This is a genomic window from Burkholderia sp. LS-044 (genome assembly GCF_004803625.1).
GTDB classification, from domain to species: domain Bacteria; phylum Pseudomonadota; class Gammaproteobacteria; order Burkholderiales; family Burkholderiaceae; genus Burkholderia; species Burkholderia cepacia.
Genome location: NZ_SSWO01000005.1, coordinates 252,473 through 271,141, shown reverse-complemented (window position 1 = coordinate 271,141; position 18,669 = coordinate 252,473). Strand labels below are relative to the sequence as shown.

At 68.0% G+C, this 18,669-nt stretch carries 17 protein-coding genes; 6 read left to right on the top strand and 11 right to left on the bottom strand.

Annotated features, from left to right (window positions below):
- Positions 1-249: 249 nt before the first annotated feature.
- On the bottom strand, positions 250-909 hold the full coding sequence (locus tag E9536_RS15510) for an ankyrin repeat domain-containing protein (RefSeq protein WP_136470122.1): 660 nt from the start codon (positions 907-909) through the stop codon (positions 250-252).
- Between the two features lie 185 nt (positions 910-1,094).
- Here E9536_RS15510 and E9536_RS15505 point away from each other — a divergent pair, with 185 nt between their 5' ends.
- The gene (locus tag E9536_RS15505) at positions 1,095-1,958 is read left to right on the top strand and encodes a LysR family transcriptional regulator (protein WP_059523154.1); all 864 of its coding nucleotides are present in this window, start codon (positions 1,095-1,097) and stop codon (positions 1,956-1,958) included.
- Positions 1,959-2,069: 111 nt separating this feature from the next.
- Here the strand turns inward: E9536_RS15505 and E9536_RS15500 are convergent, their stop codons facing one another.
- From E9536_RS15500 to E9536_RS15490, 3 genes are all read right to left on the bottom strand, one after another.
- The gene (locus E9536_RS15500) at positions 2,070-2,543 is read right to left on the bottom strand and encodes a nuclear transport factor 2 family protein (RefSeq protein ID WP_027790265.1); all 474 of its coding nucleotides are present in this window, start codon (positions 2,541-2,543) and stop codon (positions 2,070-2,072) included.
- A gap of 67 nt (positions 2,544-2,610) precedes the next feature.
- Complete coding sequence (locus E9536_RS15495) at positions 2,611-3,795, bottom strand: amidohydrolase family protein (RefSeq protein WP_091920745.1); 1,185 nt, start codon at positions 3,793-3,795, stop codon at positions 2,611-2,613.
- Between the two features lie 84 nt (positions 3,796-3,879).
- Positions 3,880-5,079 carry an amidohydrolase family protein gene (locus E9536_RS15490; RefSeq protein WP_136470120.1) on the bottom strand — a complete coding sequence of 400 codons (1,200 nt, stop codon included), beginning with the start codon at positions 5,077-5,079 and terminating at the stop codon, positions 3,880-3,882.
- Between the two features lie 539 nt (positions 5,080-5,618).
- Between E9536_RS15490 and E9536_RS15485 the strand changes: the two genes are divergently transcribed.
- From E9536_RS15485 to E9536_RS15475, 3 genes are all read left to right on the top strand, one after another.
- Positions 5,619-6,266, top strand: coding sequence for a glycine zipper 2TM domain-containing protein (locus E9536_RS15485; protein ID WP_027790262.1), 648 nt, complete (start codon positions 5,619-5,621; stop codon positions 6,264-6,266).
- Positions 6,267-6,478: 212 nt separating this feature from the next.
- Positions 6,479-7,087 carry an XRE family transcriptional regulator gene (locus tag E9536_RS15480; protein ID WP_059688164.1) on the top strand — a complete coding sequence of 203 codons (609 nt, stop codon included), beginning with the start codon at positions 6,479-6,481 and terminating at the stop codon, positions 7,085-7,087.
- Between the two features lie 157 nt (positions 7,088-7,244).
- Positions 7,245-7,754 (top strand): GNAT family N-acetyltransferase, encoded by a 510-nt coding sequence (locus E9536_RS15475; protein ID WP_027790260.1) that lies wholly within the window; start codon positions 7,245-7,247, stop codon positions 7,752-7,754.
- Positions 7,755-7,969: 215 nt separating this feature from the next.
- Here E9536_RS15475 and E9536_RS15470 read toward each other — a convergent pair whose 3' ends face one another.
- Positions 7,970-8,584 carry a hypothetical protein gene (locus E9536_RS15470; RefSeq protein ID WP_226181705.1) on the bottom strand — a complete coding sequence of 205 codons (615 nt, stop codon included), beginning with the start codon at positions 8,582-8,584 and terminating at the stop codon, positions 7,970-7,972.
- A 412-nt stretch (positions 8,585-8,996) separates the two neighbouring features.
- Between E9536_RS15470 and E9536_RS15465 the strand changes: the two genes are divergently transcribed.
- Positions 8,997-10,355 (top strand): aspartate aminotransferase family protein, encoded by a 1,359-nt coding sequence (locus E9536_RS15465; RefSeq protein WP_042974168.1) that lies wholly within the window; start codon positions 8,997-8,999, stop codon positions 10,353-10,355.
- Positions 10,356-10,487: 132 nt separating this feature from the next.
- Here E9536_RS15465 and E9536_RS15460 read toward each other — a convergent pair whose 3' ends face one another.
- Genes E9536_RS15460 through E9536_RS15440 form a run of 5 tightly spaced genes read right to left on the bottom strand, consistent with a single transcriptional unit; the run spans position 10,488 to position 16,539 of the window.
- Positions 10,488-11,777, bottom strand: coding sequence for a serine hydrolase (locus E9536_RS15460; protein ID WP_247873450.1), 1,290 nt, complete (start codon positions 11,775-11,777; stop codon positions 10,488-10,490).
- Between the two features lie 5 nt (positions 11,778-11,782).
- The gene (locus E9536_RS15455; protein ID WP_136470118.1) at positions 11,783-12,979 is read right to left on the bottom strand and encodes a serine hydrolase; all 1,197 of its coding nucleotides are present in this window, start codon (positions 12,977-12,979) and stop codon (positions 11,783-11,785) included.
- Positions 12,980-13,037: 58 nt separating this feature from the next.
- Positions 13,038-14,450, bottom strand: a complete 1,413-nt coding sequence (hydA, locus tag E9536_RS15450) for a dihydropyrimidinase (RefSeq protein WP_136470117.1) — start codon at positions 14,448-14,450, stop codon at positions 13,038-13,040.
- Positions 14,451-14,460: 10 nt separating this feature from the next.
- Entirely contained in the window at positions 14,461-15,189 is a 729-nt protein-coding gene (locus E9536_RS15445; protein WP_021158640.1) for an aspartate/glutamate racemase family protein, read from the bottom strand.
- A 51-nt stretch (positions 15,190-15,240) separates the two neighbouring features.
- Positions 15,241-16,539: an MFS transporter gene (locus tag E9536_RS15440; RefSeq protein ID WP_060083876.1), complete on the bottom strand. Its 1,299-nt coding sequence runs from the start codon at positions 16,537-16,539 to the stop codon at positions 15,241-15,243.
- Positions 16,540-16,711: 172 nt separating this feature from the next.
- On the opposite strand from E9536_RS15440, the gene E9536_RS15435 reads away from it, so the two are divergent.
- Positions 16,712-17,440: a GntR family transcriptional regulator gene (locus E9536_RS15435; protein ID WP_059693180.1), complete on the top strand. Its 729-nt coding sequence runs from the start codon at positions 16,712-16,714 to the stop codon at positions 17,438-17,440.
- A gap of 7 nt (positions 17,441-17,447) precedes the next feature.
- Here the strand turns inward: E9536_RS15435 and E9536_RS15430 are convergent, their stop codons facing one another.
- Positions 17,448-18,632 (bottom strand): M20 aminoacylase family protein, encoded by a 1,185-nt coding sequence (locus tag E9536_RS15430; protein ID WP_136470224.1) that lies wholly within the window; start codon positions 18,630-18,632, stop codon positions 17,448-17,450.
- Positions 18,633-18,669: the final 37 nt, after the last annotated feature.

The window sequence follows — 18,669 nt, the reverse complement described above, 5'->3', positions numbered from 1 at the left end:
CCGGCGCGGTGCGCGAAAGACTGGGACTTCGATGGAACTGCGATGCAGTCTAGACCGCTCAAATTTCGAGCGCAAGCGGGGGGGAAGGCAGAATGCGCGGATTAAGGTCGGGAGACGGTGAGAGGCCGGAAATGACGCCCTGAACACACGCGCATAGCGTGGATTTACGAGATTTTCGGGTGTTTACCCTACGAGACGCGCGCCCGCCACAGGGGCGCGTTTTTCCGGATTTCCGTGAAATAACGATGTCTATACAGGCACCCGCTCGATCGCCGCATACCCGCGCCGCCGCGCATGCCGCAGCGGCGTCTCGCCGTTCGAATCCGCGAGATCGACGTTCGCGTGCCCGTCGACGAGCAGTTGCACGATCCGCACATAACGCTCGCTGCCGTCGCCGAGCATGATCGCCTCCAGCAGTGCGGTCCAGCCGAGCCGGTTCACGTGGTCGACGTTCACGCCCGCGTCGATCAGCGTGCGCACCGTCTCCACATGGCCGCGCTCCGCTGCCGGAATCAGCGCGGTGCCGCGATACCGGTTCGTGCTGCTCCGGTCGGCGCCGTGCGCGAGCGTCATCCGCAGGATGTCGAGATGGCCGCGCGCACCGGCGTACAAATACGGGCTGTCCTGGATCGCATCCTTCGCGTTGACGTCCGCACCCGCGTCGATCAGCACGCGCGCCGCCTCAACATGATTGCCGTGCGTCGCGAGCAGCAGCGCCGTGCGGCCCTGCCCGTCGCGCGAATCGATCGGCGCGCCGCGTTCGAGCAGCGTGCGCACTTCGCCCGCGTCGCCACGGTCGGCCGCGCTGCGCAACCGGCCCTCGAGCGCGCCGCCGTCGGCGGCGGCCGCGGCCGACGTGAGCGCGGTCAACGCAAACGAGCCGATGATCGCGATCCGTTTGAAAAACATCCGGTGTCCTCCGTGCGTGCGGCGCACGCCGATACTCGGTCGATTCGATCCGTCAGGCGCCCCCGCGACGCCACCCGACGCCGCGCCGGGTCCGGCGAAACCGCGATTGCCCACGGCATCCGGCCATGTTAAAAGTCGTCGCATGCATTTGAAAACGAAATGTTCGAATCCACAGAAGTGCAGAAATGAATAGACCCCTGTTCGACATCGACCTGCTGCGCGCGCTCGTGATGGTCGCCGACTGCGGCAGCTTCACGACGGCGTCCGCGCGCCTGCACTCGACGCAGTCGACGGTCAGCCAGAAGGTGCGCCGGCTCGAGGAAATCGCCGGGCACCGCCTGCTCGACCGCGGCACGCGCGACGTGCGGCCGACCGACGCGGGCGTGACGGTGCTCAGTTATGCGCGGCGCATGCTCGCGTTGAACGACGAGATGCTGGAAGCGCTGTCGGGTGCGACGGTCGCTCTGACGATCCGGCTCGGCGTGCCCGACGATTTCGCGGCGGGCCGCACGACGCATGCGCTCGCCGCGTTCAAGCGCGAGCATCCGCAGGTGAAGCTCGAGGTGATGTGCGGGCTGAGCCGCGACATCAGCGCCGCATACGACCGCGGCGAACTCGACCTCGTACTGATCAAGCAGCGCCGCGACAGCCGCGAGGCCGTCGTGCGCTGGCCCGAGAAGCTGCGCTGGATCGACAGCGCCGCGCATCCGTCGATCGATCTCGACCCGGTGCCGATCGTCGTGTTTCCGCCGCGCGGGCTCTATCGCGACGACATGATCAAGGCGATCGAGGAGCGCGGCCGCCGCTGGCGGATCAGCTTCACGACGTCGAGCCTGAGCGGCATCCAGGCCGCCGTCGCCGACGGGCTCGGCATCAGCGTGCTGCCCGCGCGCGTGGTGACGGACGAGCACGTCGTGCTGACCGCCAAGCAGGGTTTCGCGCCGATCGAACACATGGACATCGCGATCCTGCATCGGCCGACGGCCGACCCGATGGTCAGCGAACTGACGAAGGCGCTCGCGGCCATGCTGGAGCACGAGGAGCAGTAGGAAAGAAAACGCCTGATGCTGCAAGCAAGCGAACGAACGCTGCGACGCCGCCGGCACGACCGATGCGACGCGATCGCGGGTGCATCGGCACGTCCGCGCGCCCGATCCCCGTCAGAACATCGTGTTCCCGTTCGCGGCCTGCTCGGGCACGGGTTGATTGACGTCCCAGTGCTCGACGATCTTGCCGTTCTCGAGCCGGAAGATGTCCATGATCGCGCTGCCGCGCGTGCCGGGTTCGCGCACCGCGTGCACGTGCAGGATCACGTAGTCGCCGTCGACGAACGAGCGCTTGATCTCGCTGTGCGACCGCGGATACTTGTCGCGCAGGAACGCGACGAATTGGCGGAAGCCGTCGCGGCCGTCGGCCGCGTTCGGGTTGTGCTGCACGTAACGATCGCCGACATACGCGAGTGCGGCGTCGGCATCCTTCTCGTTCAGGCCTTTTTCATAGAACGCGAGCACCGTGCGCCGGTTCGCTTCCTGCTGCGCGTCCGTCGGCCCGGCCGCCACCGCATGCGCTGCGCTCACGGCGAACAGGGCCGCCGCCATCCATCGTGCGGCCCGTGCCGCGGTCGTGCGTCGCATCATCTTCTCCCGGGAAATCCGGCTGAAAACCGGATCATACCGGGGCGATGCTTCACCCGGGTTTCGCTCAGACCAGCGCGCCGTTACGCGCCACGATCTTCCCCGACGACACGACGAGCCGCCGCACCGGCCGTGCGACGACGGCCTCGGCGAACGTCAGCGCGTCGACCAGCACGACGTCCGCGCGGCTGCCCGGCTGCAGCCCGTAACCGTCGAAGCCGCAACCGCGCGCCGCGCCGTGCGTCACGCAGTCGAGCGCGACCTCGAGCGCATCGTCGCGGCGGAAATCGTTGCGCATGCCGATCAGCATCGCGCGTTCGAGCATGTCGGGCGACCCGTACGGCGTCCACGTATCGCGCACGCCGTCGTTGCCGCCGATGACCGTCACGCCCGCCGCACGGCACGCGGCCACCGGCGGCACGGGCACCGCCGCCGGCGCGGTCGTGACCAGCCCGACGCCGAGTTCCGCCATCCGGGCAAGCAGCGCATCGCGCTCGCGTTCGGCGATATCGCCCAGACAGAACCCGTGGCTGATCGTCACCTTGCCCTGCATGCCGCGCGCCGCCGTGCGCTGCAGGATCAGGTCGAGCGAATACGCGCCCATCGAGCCGCGCTCGTGCAGGTGGAGATCGAGCCCGCGGCCGTGGCGTTCGGCGATCGCGAACAGCACGTCCACCGCCTCGACCGGATCGCCTTCGATCGCGCACGGGTCGAGCCCGCCGAGCAGATCGGCGCCGGCGGCGAGCGCGTCGGACAGCAGTGCGTCGGTGCCGGGCCGCTTGAGCACGCCCGATTGAGGAAACGCGACGATCTGGATTTCAACCTGCCCGCGCAGCGTCTCGCGCGTCGCGAGCACGCCGTGCAGATGCCGCAGCCCGGCTTCGGTATCGATGTCGACGTGGGTACGGATACGCGTCGTGCCGGCCGCGAGGAATGCGCGCGCCAGCGCGAGCGACGCGACGCCGGCGTCGTGGCCGCTCGTCGCGCGATAGTGGCGCTCGTTCTCGATCCGGTCGACGAGGCGCGGGCCGACCTGGTTGCGATACCACGGCATCCCCCAGTGCGTCTTGTCGAGGTGCGTGTGGCCTTCGACGAGGCCGGGCAGCGCGAGCGCCCCCGCGCCGTCCTCGATCGCGCAGCCGGCAGGTGCGTCGAGCGACGGGCCGATGCGCGCGATGCGATCGCCTTCGATCAGGATGTCGAGCGCGGCGTCAGCGCTGGGGCGGACGTTGCGGATCAGCAGGTTCGTCATGTCGGTTCCGGTGTGGTCAGTCAGTGCGGTCGGTACAGTCGGTGCATCGGAGCACGGCGCGTGCCGTGCCGCCGGCCGGGTCGGTCAGCGCGTGAAGCGCAGCGCAGGGGCGAACGGCGCGCCCGTGTCGCTTTCACCGCGGCGGAATACCCAGCGCTCGGCCGGCACGCCCGCGACGGCCGCCGCCGCATTCGGCGCGCGCACCGCGACGAACGTCGCGTCGCAGCCGACTGCGATTCCATAGTTCTCCTTGCCGATCACGCGCGCGCCGGCATGCGTCGCCATGTCCAGCGCGATGCCGAGCGCTTCGTCGCTGTAGAAGCCCGACCGATAGCCGACCATCATCGCGCGCTGCAGCATGTCGCCATTGCCGTACGGCCACCATGCGTCGCGGATGTTGTCGTTGCCCGCGAACACGTGCACGCCCGCGTCGCGCAGCGGCTGTACCGGCGGAAACGCGCAGTCGCCCGGCGCATTCGTCAGGATCGACACGCCGGCTTCGGCCAGTGCCGCCGCGGTGCGCCGCACGTCGTCGTCGCTCACCTGGCCGAGCGCGTATGCATGGCTCACGTTCACGCGCCCGCCGAGCCCCGCCGCGCGCGTGCGCGCCGCGATCCGCAGCAGTTGCGCGATGCCCGTCTCGCCCGGCTCGTGCAGGTGGATGTCGATCTTCGCGCCGCGCTTCTCGGCGATGCCGAACACGATGTCGAGCTGGCCGTCCGCGTCGCCGTCGAGTGTCGTCGGGTCGATCCCGCCGACCACGTCCGCGCCTTCGCGCACCGCTGCGTCGAGGATCTCCGCGGTGCCGGGGCACGTGACGACGCCGGCCTGCGGGAACGCGACGAGTTCGATATCGACGATGCCGCGCCATTGCTCGCGCGCGGCCATCACGGCCTGCAGGTTCGACAGGCCCGTCGTCGCATCGACGTCGACGTGGCTGCGCATCGCGACCGTGCCGAACGCGGCGGCCTGCGCGATCAGCGCATTCGCGCGCTCGACGATCGGCGGCGCGGCTGCGAGCTGACGCTTCTCGACCACGAGCCGCTCGCGCAGCGTGCCGACCGTTTCGTGCGGCACCCAGCGATCGCCGACGAAGCTCTTGTCGAGGTGGATGTGGCCATCGACGAAACCGGGCAGCACGACGCGGCCGTCGAGGTCGATCGTTTCCGCGCCGGGCGCGGCCGCACGATCGGCGCCGATCGCGGTAAAGCGGCCGTCACGGACGACGAGGTTGACGGGCTGGCCGCCGGCATCGACGGCGTTGATGAAGATACGATCAGTCATGGCTCGGAATGTGGGGCGGTCGCGGCACGTCACCGGCGCGGACAGGGAAAGGAACCGCAGCCGGCACGGCGCAACCGTTGGCAGGGAGTCCGGCCACGATATCGGACGGCGCCGGCCGAGGCCAATTAAATGTCGCGATGCCGCGCATTCGATTTCGCGATGCGCGGTGCAAACGCCGTGCCAGCCACGTGCGGCTGCGGGGTCCGATCTCGTCGGCGACGGCCCGCATGCCGATGGCGCGTCGGGTGACGTCGCCGAAGCCGAAGTTTCGCGCGCCGGCATCGAGGGGCCGACTGCCTCGCAGGATAAGCCGCCGGATCGCTGTCGATCCGCGTCATCGCAGTTGCCGAACGGGCGCCGCCGCCCTCGCCGGGCATTGCGCGATCGCCCTGCCCGGGCGGCGATTTACGCGGCAACAGACTTTACACGTTGTTACCCGGCCGCACCGGACGCGCCACCTGCCATTCCTTATACTCACGCCGAGTTCGCCACCCGTCCTGGAATTCGTCGGCGAACCCGTTGCCGATGCAGGAATCATCATGATGCGCATGCCTTCCACGAAGACCGTTCTGTTCGCCTCGCTCGTCGCCGTCGCGGCGCTTCCGCTGACCGCCTGCGTCGCGCCGGGTTACTACGGCGCGCAGCCGGGGTATCCGCAGCAACAGCAATACGCGACGCCCGGCTACGCGCAGCCCGCGTATTCGCAACCGGGCTACGTGCAGCAGCAACAGCCGTATCCGAACCAGGCGCCGCAACCGTACGATCAGTACGGCAACCAGCAGCAATACGGGTCGCAGCCGTATGACCAGTACGGCAATCAGCAGCAATACGGCAACGGCTACGGCACGCAGTACGGCACGGTGTCGAACATCCAGCCGGTCAACGGTTCGGTCGGCCCGTCGGGCGTCGCCGGCACCGTCGTCGGTGCGCTGGTCGGCGGCCTGGTGGGCAACCAGTTCGGCCGCGGCCACGGCCGCGATGCGGCGACCGTGATCGGTGCGCTCGGCGGCGCGGTGGCCGGCAACCAGATCGGCCAGCAGATGGGCGCCGCGCAAGGCCCGAGCAGCTACCGGATCGACGTGCAGGTCAGCGACGGCACGATGCGCTCGTTCGACGTGCAGTCGCCGGGCAACCTCCGGCCGGGCGATCGCGTGCAGATAAACGGCAATCAGCTGGCGCGGTATTGATTCGGACGCGGTGCGCCTGACCTGATCGGGCGCGTCTTCGCGCGCTTGACGTCGGGGCCGGTTCGGCACGACGGCGCACCTGCTTCACCCCATCCTCATCCTTCGTGCCGGTGCGGCGCACATGATGCGCCGCCGACATTGCCGCGACACCGTCGCCCTCAACGCCCCCGTCGCGCGATCGCTCACCCGCATCAACGCCCGCGCTCCCGCGCCTGGCCGTCACACCCGCTCGATGCCGAGCCCGACGCGCGTCGACCGCGCGGCTGCGCGACGCGCGCAAGTCACGCGGCCTGACGCTCGCGCAACTGTCCGAGCGTTCCGGTATCGCGGTGTCGACGATTTCAAAGGCCGAGCGCGGCGACATTGCACTCACCTACGACAAGTTCGCGGCGCTCACCCATGCGCTCGCGCTCGACTTCGACACGATGTTCGGCCGGCCCGCGCCCGCCGGCGCGATGACGCCGTCGTTCACGCCGGCCGGCCAGCAGATGGTCTACGACACGCCGAACTATGCGTACGGGATGCTCGCGAACGACCTGACCGGCAAGCGGATGGTGCCCGTGCGCGGGCGGATCCATGCGCGCAAGCTGTCGGACTTCGCCGACTACATCCGGCACAGCGGCGAGGAGTTCGTGTTCGTGCTAAGCGGCGAGCTGGAGCTGCGCTTCGAGAACGGTCACGCGTACCGGCTCGGCGCCGGCGACAGCCTGTACTTCGACAGCGCTGTCGGGCACGTGTACCTGAGCCTCGGCGACACCGATGCCGAGGTGCTCGCGTGCTGCGTCGACGGCGACGCGCGGCGGCCGCGCGACGCGATCTGAACGCAACGGCGCGGCCACGGCGAGCGGTGCGCCGAACGCCGACACGCGCGATCCGGATTCCCGTTAGGATCAGTACGATGCATCCCGCGGCTGTATCGGTCATAGCGGCCATATCGGCCCGCGCCGGCATGCACGACCCTCAACCGGAATCCCCTCGATGACGATCACGACTCGCCTGCTCGACGCGGCCGACGCCGCCCGTTTCCAGACCGTTCGCCTGCGTGCGGTCGACACCGCGCCCACTTCTTTCCTGCCGACGCCCGACGAAGAATCGCAGGTGCCGGTCGACGAATTCGCGATACGCATCACGCCGACCCACGAACGTGCCGTGTTCGGCGCATTCGACGGCGATACGCTCGTCGGCATCACCGGCGTGCGCCGCGATGCGCGCGCGAAGATCGCGCACAAGGCGACGATCTGGGGCGTGTTCGTCGATCCCGCCTATCGCGGGCAGGGCATCGCGCAGACGCTGCTCGAAAACGCGACCGCGCATGCGGCGCAGGCGTGGGGCTGCAAGCAACTGATGCTGTGCGTGAACGAGGTCAACGCCAACGCGGAGCGGCTGTATGCGTCGCAGGGGTTCGTCCGGTTCGGCACGGAACCGCGCTCGCTGTTCGTCGACGGGCGGTTCTACGACGAACACCACATGATCAAGACGCTGGCTTGACGCGTCCGGTCTGGCGATCGCGTTTGCCGGCCGCGCCCGGACGCAAACGCTCGCCCCCTCTCGCCCGTGCGCATGCCGGCATGCCTGCCCGGCAATCGTCTCGTTCGTCGGCGCCGACTACTGGCGGCGCCTCCCCGACGAGATGTTGTGAATATTTATGCGCAAAAACTTTTATTGAAAAACGCGCGCCAAGCGATGCCCACCGGGTCGATTGCTCACTCACCCGTCGCCGCGATCGTTCCCGTCGCCGGCTCGCGCCCTGCGGAGGCGGCCGGCTCGAAGATCAGCACCATGTCGCCACGGTAACGTCCATTGGCTGGCGCCGCGTCGCCGGCAGCCCGCGCTTGCGCGCTGACCTTCACCTGACGGGTTTCGTCATAACCGTCGAAGCCGTCGTGCCCACGCTTTCCCAGCGTGAGCACGCGAGCGGCGTCGACAGTAATTTCGGCGTCGGCCGCGCTGCCCGCCAGCACGACCTTCGCGTTGGTCAGGTCGTCGCGGCCATTCGACAGCCTTAGCGGCTGCAGCAATGTGACGTTGATGTCTGGATTCGTCGTCCGTACGCGGATCGGCAGCGTTGCGCCGAGGGCCCGCTGGTCGCGATCCGTCGCGGTCAGTTCGACCACGTCGTATGCGGCGTTGTCCGGCCTCGAAACGAACAGGCTGTCACCAATGTGCGCGGTCAACGTGATCCGCTTGACGACGGCTTGCGGCGACGTCGGGCCGGCGTGGGCAATGCCGGCCAATGCGCCGCATGCGACGAGTGCGGTGAGATGTGTTCCGATCTTCATTGGAGTGCTCCGTTTTCCGGATGGTTGTCGTTCGGGCACCTGATTCCGTCATCGCAGGAAAATCCGGGATTCATTTATCCCAAAATTAGCCGGCAATATCCCCGTGGAATTCGATATACCCAGCCGCATACGCGAACGCGCCGAGTCGGCGGATGCCATCTCGTACGCCGCCAGGATACGATCGCCAGCCTTTACCGGCAGGCTCCGACGCGCTCCTCTCGTCACGGCATGCAATAACGATAGGTCACGGAACGTCCACTAAAAATCCATGGAAACCTGCACGGTTCTTTCAGGATTCCATTCACCGATGCCATCTCGGAATCAAATAGGACACGGGAGTCGATCGCACCAATTTCCGCCCGCCCCCAACCCGCCTCGGTAATTCCGCCTCTGTTCAGCCCCCTGCCGGCCGCGCTATCGTTTCTCCTTCTTCACAGCCCAGGAGCTGCCTTTGCCTTCCCGCCACGGAGTCGACCTCATCCGCGCCCGCGCGCTGTTCGATCGCGAGCGCCAAGCGTTCACCGAAGCCATGCCGGTCTCCCGCGCCCTGTCCGCGGAAGCGTCCGAGCACTTGCTGTTCGGCGTGCCGTTGCACTGGATGCAGGACTGGTCGACGCCGTTCTCGCTGTATGTGAAGGAGGCGCGCGGCGCGACGTTCACCGACGTCGACGGCCATCGCTATGTCGATTTCTGCCTCGGCGATACGGGCGCGATGTTCGGTCACGCGCCCGAACCGGTCGCGCGTGCGCTCGTCGAACAGGCGACGCGCGGCTACACGACGATGCTGCCGAGCGAAGACGCCGCATGGGTGTCGCGCGAACTCGCGCGCCGCTTCAAGCTGCCGGTCTGGCAATTTGCGCTGAGCGCCAGCGACGCGAACCGCTTCGTGCTGCGCTGGGCGCGCGCGGCCACCGGCCGCAACACGATCGTCGTGTTCAACGGCTGCTATCACGGCACGGTCGACGACGTATTCGTCGATCTCGTCGACGGCCGCCCGGTGCAGCGCGACAGCCTGCTCGGCCAATCCTACGACCTGCTCGCGAACACGCGCGTCGTCGAATTCAACGACCTGGCCGCGCTCGAAGCCGCGCTGAAGGATGGCGACGTGGCATGCGTGCTGGCCGAGCCCGCGATGACGAACATCGGGATGGTGCTGCCCGACCCGGGCTTCTGGGCGGCCGCGCGCGAGCTGACGCGCCGCTACGGCACGCTGCTCGTGATCGACGAGACGCACACGATCAGCAGCGGCCCGGGCGGCTACGCGGTCGCGCACGATCTCGACGCGGACATGCTGGTGGTCGGCAAGCCGATCGCGGGCGGCGTGCCGTGCGCGGTGTACGGTTTCAGCGCCGAATTCGCGGAACGCGCGAAGCAGGCGAAGCTGAACGCGCCGCCCGGCCATTCGGGCATCGGCACGACGCTCACCGCGAACATGCTCGCGATGCATGCGATGCGTGCGACGCTCGCCGAAGTCGCGACCGACGCCGCGTATGCACACATGTTCGAACTCGCCGCGCGGCTGGCGACGGGGCTCGAACAGGCGATCGCGAAACACGGGCTGCCGTGGTGCGTGACGCGTATCGGCGCGCGCACCGAGTTCCAGTTCGCACCCGTGCCGCCGCGCAACGGCACGATCGCGGGCGCGCAACTCGACAGCGAACTCGAGCACATCGTGCACCTGTACCTGCTGAATCGCGGCGTGCTGATCACGCCGTTCCACAACATGATGCTCGTGTGTCCGCAAACGACGGCCGACGATGTCGACCGGCTCGTCACGCAATTCGACGCGTGCCTGGGCGAACTGGCGTGATGTGATGCATCGCGCGTCCGGCCCACCCGCAGCGGCGCGGCCGGACGCACGCCCGGCGCGACTTCCGCAGATCAGTCGGCGCGCGCACTCGCTTCCGGTTCCACACGCTGCGCCTCACGCGTATCGCCATGGCTACTTCGGCAGATCCGTCGGATCGACCTGCGCGCCGGGCACGCCTGCGGAGCGCGCACTCACTTCAAGCTCGTCGCGCAGCGCCGCACGCGTATCGGCGCCGCCCGAGCCCGGCCCCGACGCCCGCCCGCCATCGAGCGCCGGCAGGATGTAGCCGTTCACCATCCGGCGGAACAGCTTCACGTTCTCCGCATCGCGCAGGCCACCGTCAACCGGCAGCACGCCCGTCATCACGATCACCGTGTTGCGCTTCGGCAGCACCGTGATGAATTGCCCCTTGAAGCCCATCGCGTCGAATTCGGGCTCGCTCTCGACGATGTTGTTGATCCACCAGTAGTAGCCGAAATGCGCCGACACACGCGGCGACGTCATCTGCGCGATCCACGCCTGCGGCACCACCTGCCGCCCCTGCCAGCGTCCACCGTCGAGCACGAGCATGCCGATCTTCGCCATGTCGACCGCGCGCAGCCGCAGCCCCCAGCCGGCCGACACGAGCCCCGTGCGATCCGCGCGCTCCCATGTCGCGCGCTTCATGTCGAGCGGGGCGAACAGACGCGCCTGCGCATAGCGCCCGACGGGTTCGCCGGCCGCCGCGCTCAACATCGCCGACGCGAGGATCGGGTTCACGTCGGTGTAGTCGAACGCGGTGCCGGGCGCGACCTTCGGCGCGGCCGAGACAGCAAGCTTCAGCCGGTCGGGCGCGGTGTAGTAGATCGGATCGTCCTTCGGGCTGAAGTCGTAATGCAGTCCGCTCGACATCGACAGCACGTGCTGCAGCTCGATGCCTCGCTTGTCCGCGAGCGCGCCGCCGAGGTCGGGGCGCCACGCGGCGAGCCGCGCGGCCACCGGCTCGTCAAGATGCACGGCGCCCTGATCGACCAGGATGCCCGCGACGAGCGACGTCACGGCCTTCGTCACCGAGTACAGCTCGTAGGTCGAATCGCGCGACGCGTTCGCACCGTAGCGCTCGAAGATCAGCTTGCCGTCCTTCACGACGAGCAGGCTGTAGACGTCGAGCTTCTGCTCGCGGATCCAGCGCGACAGCTCGACGAGCTTGCGCGAATCGACGCCGGCGTCCTCCGGCGCAGCGGCTTCGATACCGGTTTCATGCAGCGGCGGCAGTGCATCGGCCGCATGCGCTGCCGCCAGCGTCGGCACCGGCGCGAGCGCACCGCTGCCGATCAGCAGCGTCGCAAGCCGCGCGAGCAGCCGGCGCATGAAAGGCGCGGCACGCGATGCGGGCCGCCGCGAATCGGGCCATGCATCCGGATTGGCGATCATGTTCGTCATCTTTATCAAATCTCCGGCGCATCGTTGAATGCGGCGGCCGTGCCGGGCACGCCCTTCGTCTCGCGGCTGCGCGCCAGCTCGTCGCGCAGCGCCTGCGTCGTTTCCGCGCGCTCGACCGGCGGCTGCGCCGGCGTCAGCGCGGGCAGGATGTAGTCGTTCACCATCCGTCGATACAGGTTCAGGTAGGTTGCGTCGCGCAAGCCGCCGTCGGTCGGCAGCAAGCTCGTCATGACGACGACCGCGCGCTGCGCGGGCAGCACCGTGATGAACTGCCCCTTGAAGCCCATCGCGCCGAATTCCGGCGTGCCGTGTTCGACGACGTGACTGATCCAGCAGTAGTAGCCGTAATCGGCCGCGGCCGGCGACGGCGTCGTCATCTGCCGGATCCAGCCGCCCGGCACGATCTGCTTGCCGTTCCAGCGGCCGTTGTCGAGCAGCAGCATGCCGATCTTGGCCATGTCGACCGCACGCAGCCGCAGTCCCCAGCCGCCCGCCACCGCGCCGGTACCGTCGGCGCCACTCCAGCGGTAGTGCGCGAAGCCGAGCGGCTCGAACAGCCGCGAACGCGCGAACGCGTCCTCGCGCTCGCGCGCGGCGATCGACACGGCCGTGCCGACCAGCACCGGGTTCACGTCGATGTAGTCGAACTGCGTGCCGGGCGGCCGCGCCGCGCGGCTCGTCACCGCGACTTTCAGCCGGTCGGGCGCTTCGTAGTACAGCGGATCGGTGCCTTCGCGCGTCGTGTAGCGCAGCCCGCTCGACATCGACATCAGGTGGCGCAGCTCGATGTCCCGCTTGTCCGCGAGTTCGCTCGCAAGATCGGGCCGCGCGGCCGCGATCAGCGGCGTGACCTTCGTCGACGGGGCGAGCTTGCCCTCGCCGTCGAGGATGCCGGCGAGCAGCGCGGTGATCGTCTTCGTCACCGAATACAGCTCGTAGTTGTGATCGCGCGTGAGGCCATCGCCGTAGCGCTCGAACACGATCTTGCCGTCCTTCACGACGACGAGGCTGCGCACGTCCATCCGGTCGCGGCGCAGCCATTCGGACAGCCGCACGAGCGGCGCCGAATCGACGCCGGCCGATTCGGGTACGACGCTCGGCATGTCCTGCGGCGCGCCGCCGGCGGCCAGCGCCGGCCCGCCGCATGAACCGGCGACGATCGCTGCGGCCGCGATGCCGCGCATTGCGTTGGAAATACTCATCCTTGCTCCTGCTGAAACCGCGCCTGCCGCGTGGAACGGGCGCTCACATCGATGGACGTCAATCGAGGCACGGCTTGCCGGCCGGCACGAACTGCCCGCGCCCCGGCTCGGCCGCGAGCAGGCGGCCATCCTCGACGAGCAGCTCGCCGCGCGACAGGCAATGACGCGGCCAGCCCGTCACCTCGATCCCTTCGTAGGGCGTGTAGTCGACCGCATGATGCAGCGACGCATTCGCGATCCGCACGCGCTTGTCCGGATCCCACACGACGATGTCCGCATCGGCGCCGACCGCGATCGTCCCCTTGCGCGGATACAGCCCGTACAGCTTCGCGGGGCGCAGCGACGTGAGCTCGACGAACTGGTGCAGCGACAGCCGCCCGCGACGCACGCCGTCGAACAGCAGCGGCAGCCGCGTCTCGAGCCCCGGAATCCCGTTCGGGATATGGTCGAACGAAACGGCCTGCCCGCCCGGATGTTTGCCGCACGGATCGTCGTAGCTGAACGGCGCATGGTCGGACGAGAACACCGAGAATACGCCCTGCTTCAGCGCCTTCCACACGGCCTGCTGGTTCGCCGGATCGCGCGGCGGCGGGCTGCATACGCACTTTGCGCCTTCATAACCGTGATCGTCATGGCCGAGATCGGCGGCCGTCAGATACAGGTATTGCGGGCACGTTTCGGCGAGAATCGGCAGCCCGCGCGACTGCCCCCAGCGGATCTGCTCGATCGCCTCCGCGCCCGACACGTGCACGATCAGGATCGGCACGTCCACGAGTTCCGCGAACGCGATCGCACGATGCGTCGCTTCGCGCTCGACCACGGCCGGCCGCGCATGCGCATGGAAACGCGGTGCGACGTGGCCGTCGCCGAGCAGCCGCTCGGTGAGCCAGCCGATGCAGTCCGAATTCTCCGCATGCACCATCACGAGCGCGCCGTGCTCGCGCGCGACCGACAGCACGTCGAGCATCTGGCGGTCGTTCAGCTTCAGGTCGTCGTAGGTCATGTACACCTTGAACGACGTGTAGCCGTTCGCGATCAGCCGCGGCAATTCTTCCGCCAGCACGTGCGGCGTCGGATCGGCGACGATCAGGTGAAAGCCGTAGTCGACCAGCGCACGCCCGTCGGCGCGCCGGTGATAGTCGTCGACGGCCGCCTGCAGCGACTGCCCCTTCGCCTGCGCGGCGAACGGGATCACGGTCGTCGTGCCGCCGCACAGCGCCGAGCGCGTGCCGGACAGGAAATCGTCGGCCATCCGCAGCCCGTCGGGCATCGGCTGGTCGAGATGGCAGTGCGCATCGACGCCGCCCGGCATCACGAGCATGCCGCTCGCATCGAGCTCGCGCGGCGCGCGCGGCAGCCCGTGACCGAGCACGGCCACGCGCCCCGCGCGGATGCCGATGTCGCACGAGAACCGGTCCGCCGCCGTGACGACGTCGGCGTGCCGGATCACGAAATCGAGATCGTTCGACATGGCGCCCGCCTCAGATCACTTCGCTGAAGAGACGGCCCCAGCCCTTCACCTGCCGCGTGTCGTAGTCGGCAAGCTGCAGCGACTTCCACACGACGGTCGAGATCGTGTCGTAGATCGGGATGCCCGTTTCCTCCTCGAGCGCCGGCACCAGGTGCGCGGCGTTCAGGTTCGTGCAGAAGATCGAGATCGCGCGCGGGCCGGCCGCCGCGACTTCGCGCACCATGTTGCCGATCTCGTCGCCCGTCACTTCGGAGAACGAGAAATTGACCTTCAGGTTCAGGTGACGCTCGGCGATGCAGTTCAGCCCCGAACGGCGATAGTTGTCGACGATCTTCGTCTGCACGTCGTCGAGATACGGCGTGACGAGGCCGAACTCGTGCGCGTTCGTCTTCTTCAGGATCTCGTTGAGCGCGAGCACCGACGTGGTGGCCGGAATGCCGGTCGCCGCGGTGATGCGCTCGCACAGCCGCTCGTCGGCTTCGAAGCCGAGCCAGCCCGACGACGTGCCGTTCCACGCGATCACGTCGACCTTCGCGTCGGCGAGCAGCAGCGCGGCCTGGATGATCTTGTCATCGTCGAACTGGCCGAGCGCCTGGCCCGTCAGCGAGATCTCGGTGACCGGAAAGCGCGCGAAGTGCGCGGACACGCCCGGCAGGCCGGCGACCATCGCGCTCGTCAGCGGTTCGAGCGACGTGTTGGAGGACGGGGTGAGCATGCCGAGCAGGGTACGTTTTTTCATGACGGGTTTCTCTCTACCAGTGAATGCAGTCGATGCAGTGAAAGGGGTCGGTCAGACGGGGAGCTTGTTTTCGTAGTCGATCGCGCTGGAGCACACGAGCAGGCCGACGCCGGCCGCCGCGAACACCATCAGCGCAAGGAAATAGGAACCGGTGAACTGCACGATCGCGCCGACGACGATCGGCACGGTGACACCGCCGATGTTGCCGCCGAGGTTCATCAGGCCGCCGAGGAAGCCGATCTTGTTGCGCGTGCCGAGCGACGACGGGATGCACCAGTACAGCCCGCACCAGCGCAGAAAGAACAGCGTCGACGACAGCAGCGCGACGCACACGACGGCGTCCTTCACATACGCGACCGAGAAGATCGACACGGTGGCGATCACCGCCGCGATGCCGAACAGCGTGCGCATCACGACGTTCGGGCGGCCGCCCGCGGCCTTCCACTTGTCGGCGATCCAGCCGCCGAGCAGTTCGCCGACGAAGCCGCTGAAAAAGATGATGAAGGTCGAGCCGCCCATCTGCTTGATGTCGAAGCCGTGCACCTTGTGCAGGTAGTTCGGCATCCACGTGAGCAGCCCGTAGAACACGCTGTTGAAGCACATCCAGCCGAAGAACATGCACCACACCGAGCGGTACTTGAAGAAGTCGCGCGAACGGCCCGACGCGCCGGCCGGCTCGGCCGCGAGATCGCTCGCATGCGACGCCTCGATGTATTCGGCTTCGAGGTCGTTGACGCCCGCATGCTCGCGCGGCGAATTGCGGATGTAGTGCCACGCGAGCAGCCCGGCCAGCACGGTGCCGATGCCGGCCACCGCGAACGCGAGCCGCCACGAGCCGAGCACCGCGATCAGCCCGGCGATCAGCACCGCGCCCAGGGCCGCACCGAGCGGCGCGCCGCCGTCGAGCAGCGTGGCGCCGCGGCCGCGCTCGGTCTGCGTCATCCAGATCGCGTTGAGCTTGCCGCCGGCCGGGTAGATCGGCGCTTCGGCCGCGCCGAGGCCGAGGCGCGTGAGCAGCAGCGACGGTGCATTCGTGCACAACGCGGCGATCGCCTGGAAGAAGCCCCAGAACACGGTCGCCGTCGCGATCACGATACGCGGCTTGAACCGGTCGGCCAGCATCCCGCCCGGGATCTGCATCACGGCATAGGTCCAGAAGAACGAGCTGAGGATCAGACCCTCCATCGCGGGCCCGATATTGAACTCCTGCGAGATGTAAGGCATGGCGACGGACAGCGATGCGCGATCGACGTAGTTGATCGCGATGAGGCTCAGCATCACGACGAATATCTTCCAGCGAACAGCGGATTTGCCGACCGTCAGGGCGGCGACACCGGAGGTTGAAGACATGGACGGACTCCAGGAGTGGACGAGGATGATCAAGACGTCGCGCAACGTGGAGCCGAGTATAGGATTAGAAATTTATAATTACCGTTAGCGTAAACACTTGGTTTGATTGAGATTCTTTTATCACGATGTTGGTGCAGGGTAAGCCCCGATATCGTGATAAGCTCGCACCATCATGAGCCAGACACCCCGCAATCCTCTGCTTCTGCGCACGCGCGGCATGGCCGCCGAGATCGCCGCGCGCCTGCGCGTGATGATCGACGAGGGCGAATTGCCGCCCGGCGCGCGGATCGACGAAAAGGAACTCAGCCTCGCGTTCGACGTGTCGAAAACGCCGCTGCGCGAAGCGCTGAAGGTGCTCGTCGCGGAAGGCGCCGTCACGCATCGCCAGTACATCGGCTATCGCGTCGCGTCGATCGACCTCGACGACCTGGTCTCGACGTTCGAGCTGCTGCACGGGCTCGAGGCGATGGCGGGCGAGTTGCTGCGCAAGCGGATCGGCACGGCGACGCTCGCCGCGCTGCAGGCGAAGCACCGGAAGATGGTGGAGTGTCATGAAGCCGGCAAGCGCATCGAGTATTTCCGGCTGAACCAGCAGATTCATCAGATGATCGTCGACGCGGCCGGCAACCCCGTGCTGTCGGGCATCTATGCGTCGCTGATGTCGAAGGTGCACCGCGCACGCGGCGCCGCGAACACGGACACGCTGCGCTGGGCCGAGTCGCTGCACGAGCACGAGGACATCATGGCCGCGCTCGCCGACCCCGACCATGCGGTGCTGCCGCAGGTATTGCGCAGCCATTCGGAAAACACCGCGCGCGAGGTGCTCGCGATCCTCGATCGCACGGGCACGGCCGACGCGCCGGAACAGCGCTCGGCCGGGCGCGTGAAGGCTGCCGGCTGACGATCCGCTAGGCTGCCTGCAACGCCCGCCGCGCCACTTCCGCGAAATACCGCGCGCCCACCGGCAGGATCGCGTCGTTGAAGTCGTACGTCGCGTTATGCAGCGGCACGCCGCCGAGGCCACCCGCTTCACCGTTGCCGATGAACACGAAATTGCCGGGCACCGCCTGCAGGAACGCGCCGAAATCCTCCGAGATCATCATCGGCTGCACGTCGGCATTCACCGCCTCCGCGCCCGCGACCTGCGCCGCGGCCCGCACCGCCGTATCGACCCACTCCGGCGAATTCACCGTCGGCGCGAACTCGTGCGTGTACTCGAACGTGCACGCCGCGCCGTGCGTGCGGCAGATCCCTTCGCTGATCTCGCGCATCCGCGTTTCCAGCAGCGCCTGCACGTCGCGCGAATAGCTGCGCGTGTCGCCCTTGATCGTCACCGTCGACGGCAGCACGTTGCGCAGCCCGTCGGTGATGAATTCGGTGCACGACACCACGGCCTGCTGACCCGGGTCGAGATTGCGCGACACGATCGTCTGCAGCGCGAGCACGACCTGCGCGCCGATCACGATCGGATCGATGCCCATATGCGGGCGCGCCGCATGCGTGCCGCGCCCGTCGATCCGGATCACGAAGTTGTCCTCGCTCGCCATGATGCCGCCCGCGCGCGTCGAGAAGGTGCCCGCGCGCATGCCCGGCATGTTGTGCGCGCCGAAGATCGCGTCGACCGGGAAGCGCTCGAACAGCCCGTCGGCCATCATCGCCTTCGCGCCGCGGCCATGCTCCTCGGCCGGCTGGAAAATGAAACGCACAGTGCCGTCGAAATCCTTGCGCTCGGCCAGCAGTCGTGCAGCACCGAGCACCATCGACATGTGGCCGTCGTGCCCGCACGCGTGCATCTTGCCCGGCGTGCGCGACGCATGTTCGCGGCCCGGCGCGTGCTCGGCGATGTTCAGCGCGTCCATGTCCGCGCGGATGCCGATCGCGCGCTTGCCGGTGCCGGCCGTCAGGTTCGCGACGAGCCCCGTGCCGCCGATCCCTCGATGCACGTCGAGCCCGAGTGTCGTCAGGATGCGCGCGACGTAGTCCGACGTGTTCACTTCCTCGAAACCCGTCTCCGGATGCTGGTGCAGGTGGCGGCGCCAGGTCTTCAGTTGCCCCTGCAGCGTGCTTTCGTCGATTGCGTCGATTGCGTCCATTGCGTCCATTGCGTTTGCCTCGTCGGTCGTCGTCGGT

Coding starts and splice junctions, on each gene's coding strand:
- E9536_RS15510 (WP_136470122.1), bottom strand. CDS start 909: ATGTTTTTCAAACGGATCGCGATCATCGGCTCGTTTGCGTTGACCGCG.
- E9536_RS15505 (WP_059523154.1), top strand. CDS start 1,095: ATGAATAGACCCCTGTTCGACATCGACCTGCTGCGCGCGCTCGTGATG.
- E9536_RS15500 (WP_027790265.1), bottom strand. CDS start 2,543: ATGCGACGCACGACCGCGGCACGGGCCGCACGATGGATGGCGGCGGCC.
- E9536_RS15495 (WP_091920745.1), bottom strand. CDS start 3,795: ATGACGAACCTGCTGATCCGCAACGTCCGCCCCAGCGCTGACGCCGCG.
- E9536_RS15490 (WP_136470120.1), bottom strand. CDS start 5,079: ATGACTGATCGTATCTTCATCAACGCCGTCGATGCCGGCGGCCAGCCC.
- E9536_RS15485 (WP_027790262.1), top strand. CDS start 5,619: ATGATGCGCATGCCTTCCACGAAGACCGTTCTGTTCGCCTCGCTCGTC.
- E9536_RS15475 (WP_027790260.1), top strand. CDS start 7,245: ATGACGATCACGACTCGCCTGCTCGACGCGGCCGACGCCGCCCGTTTC.
- E9536_RS15460 (WP_247873450.1), bottom strand. CDS start 11,777: ATGACGAACATGATCGCCAATCCGGATGCATGGCCCGATTCGCGGCGG.
- E9536_RS15455 (WP_136470118.1), bottom strand. CDS start 12,979: ATGAGTATTTCCAACGCAATGCGCGGCATCGCGGCCGCAGCGATCGTC.
- hydA (WP_136470117.1), bottom strand. CDS start 14,450: ATGTCGAACGATCTCGATTTCGTGATCCGGCACGCCGACGTCGTCACG.
- E9536_RS15445 (WP_021158640.1), bottom strand. CDS start 15,189: ATGAAAAAACGTACCCTGCTCGGCATGCTCACCCCGTCCTCCAACACG.
- E9536_RS15440 (WP_060083876.1), bottom strand. CDS start 16,539: ATGTCTTCAACCTCCGGTGTCGCCGCCCTGACGGTCGGCAAATCCGCT.
- E9536_RS15435 (WP_059693180.1), top strand. CDS start 16,712: ATGAGCCAGACACCCCGCAATCCTCTGCTTCTGCGCACGCGCGGCATG.
- E9536_RS15430 (WP_136470224.1), bottom strand. CDS start 18,632: ATGGACGCAATCGACGCAATCGACGAAAGCACGCTGCAGGGGCAACTG.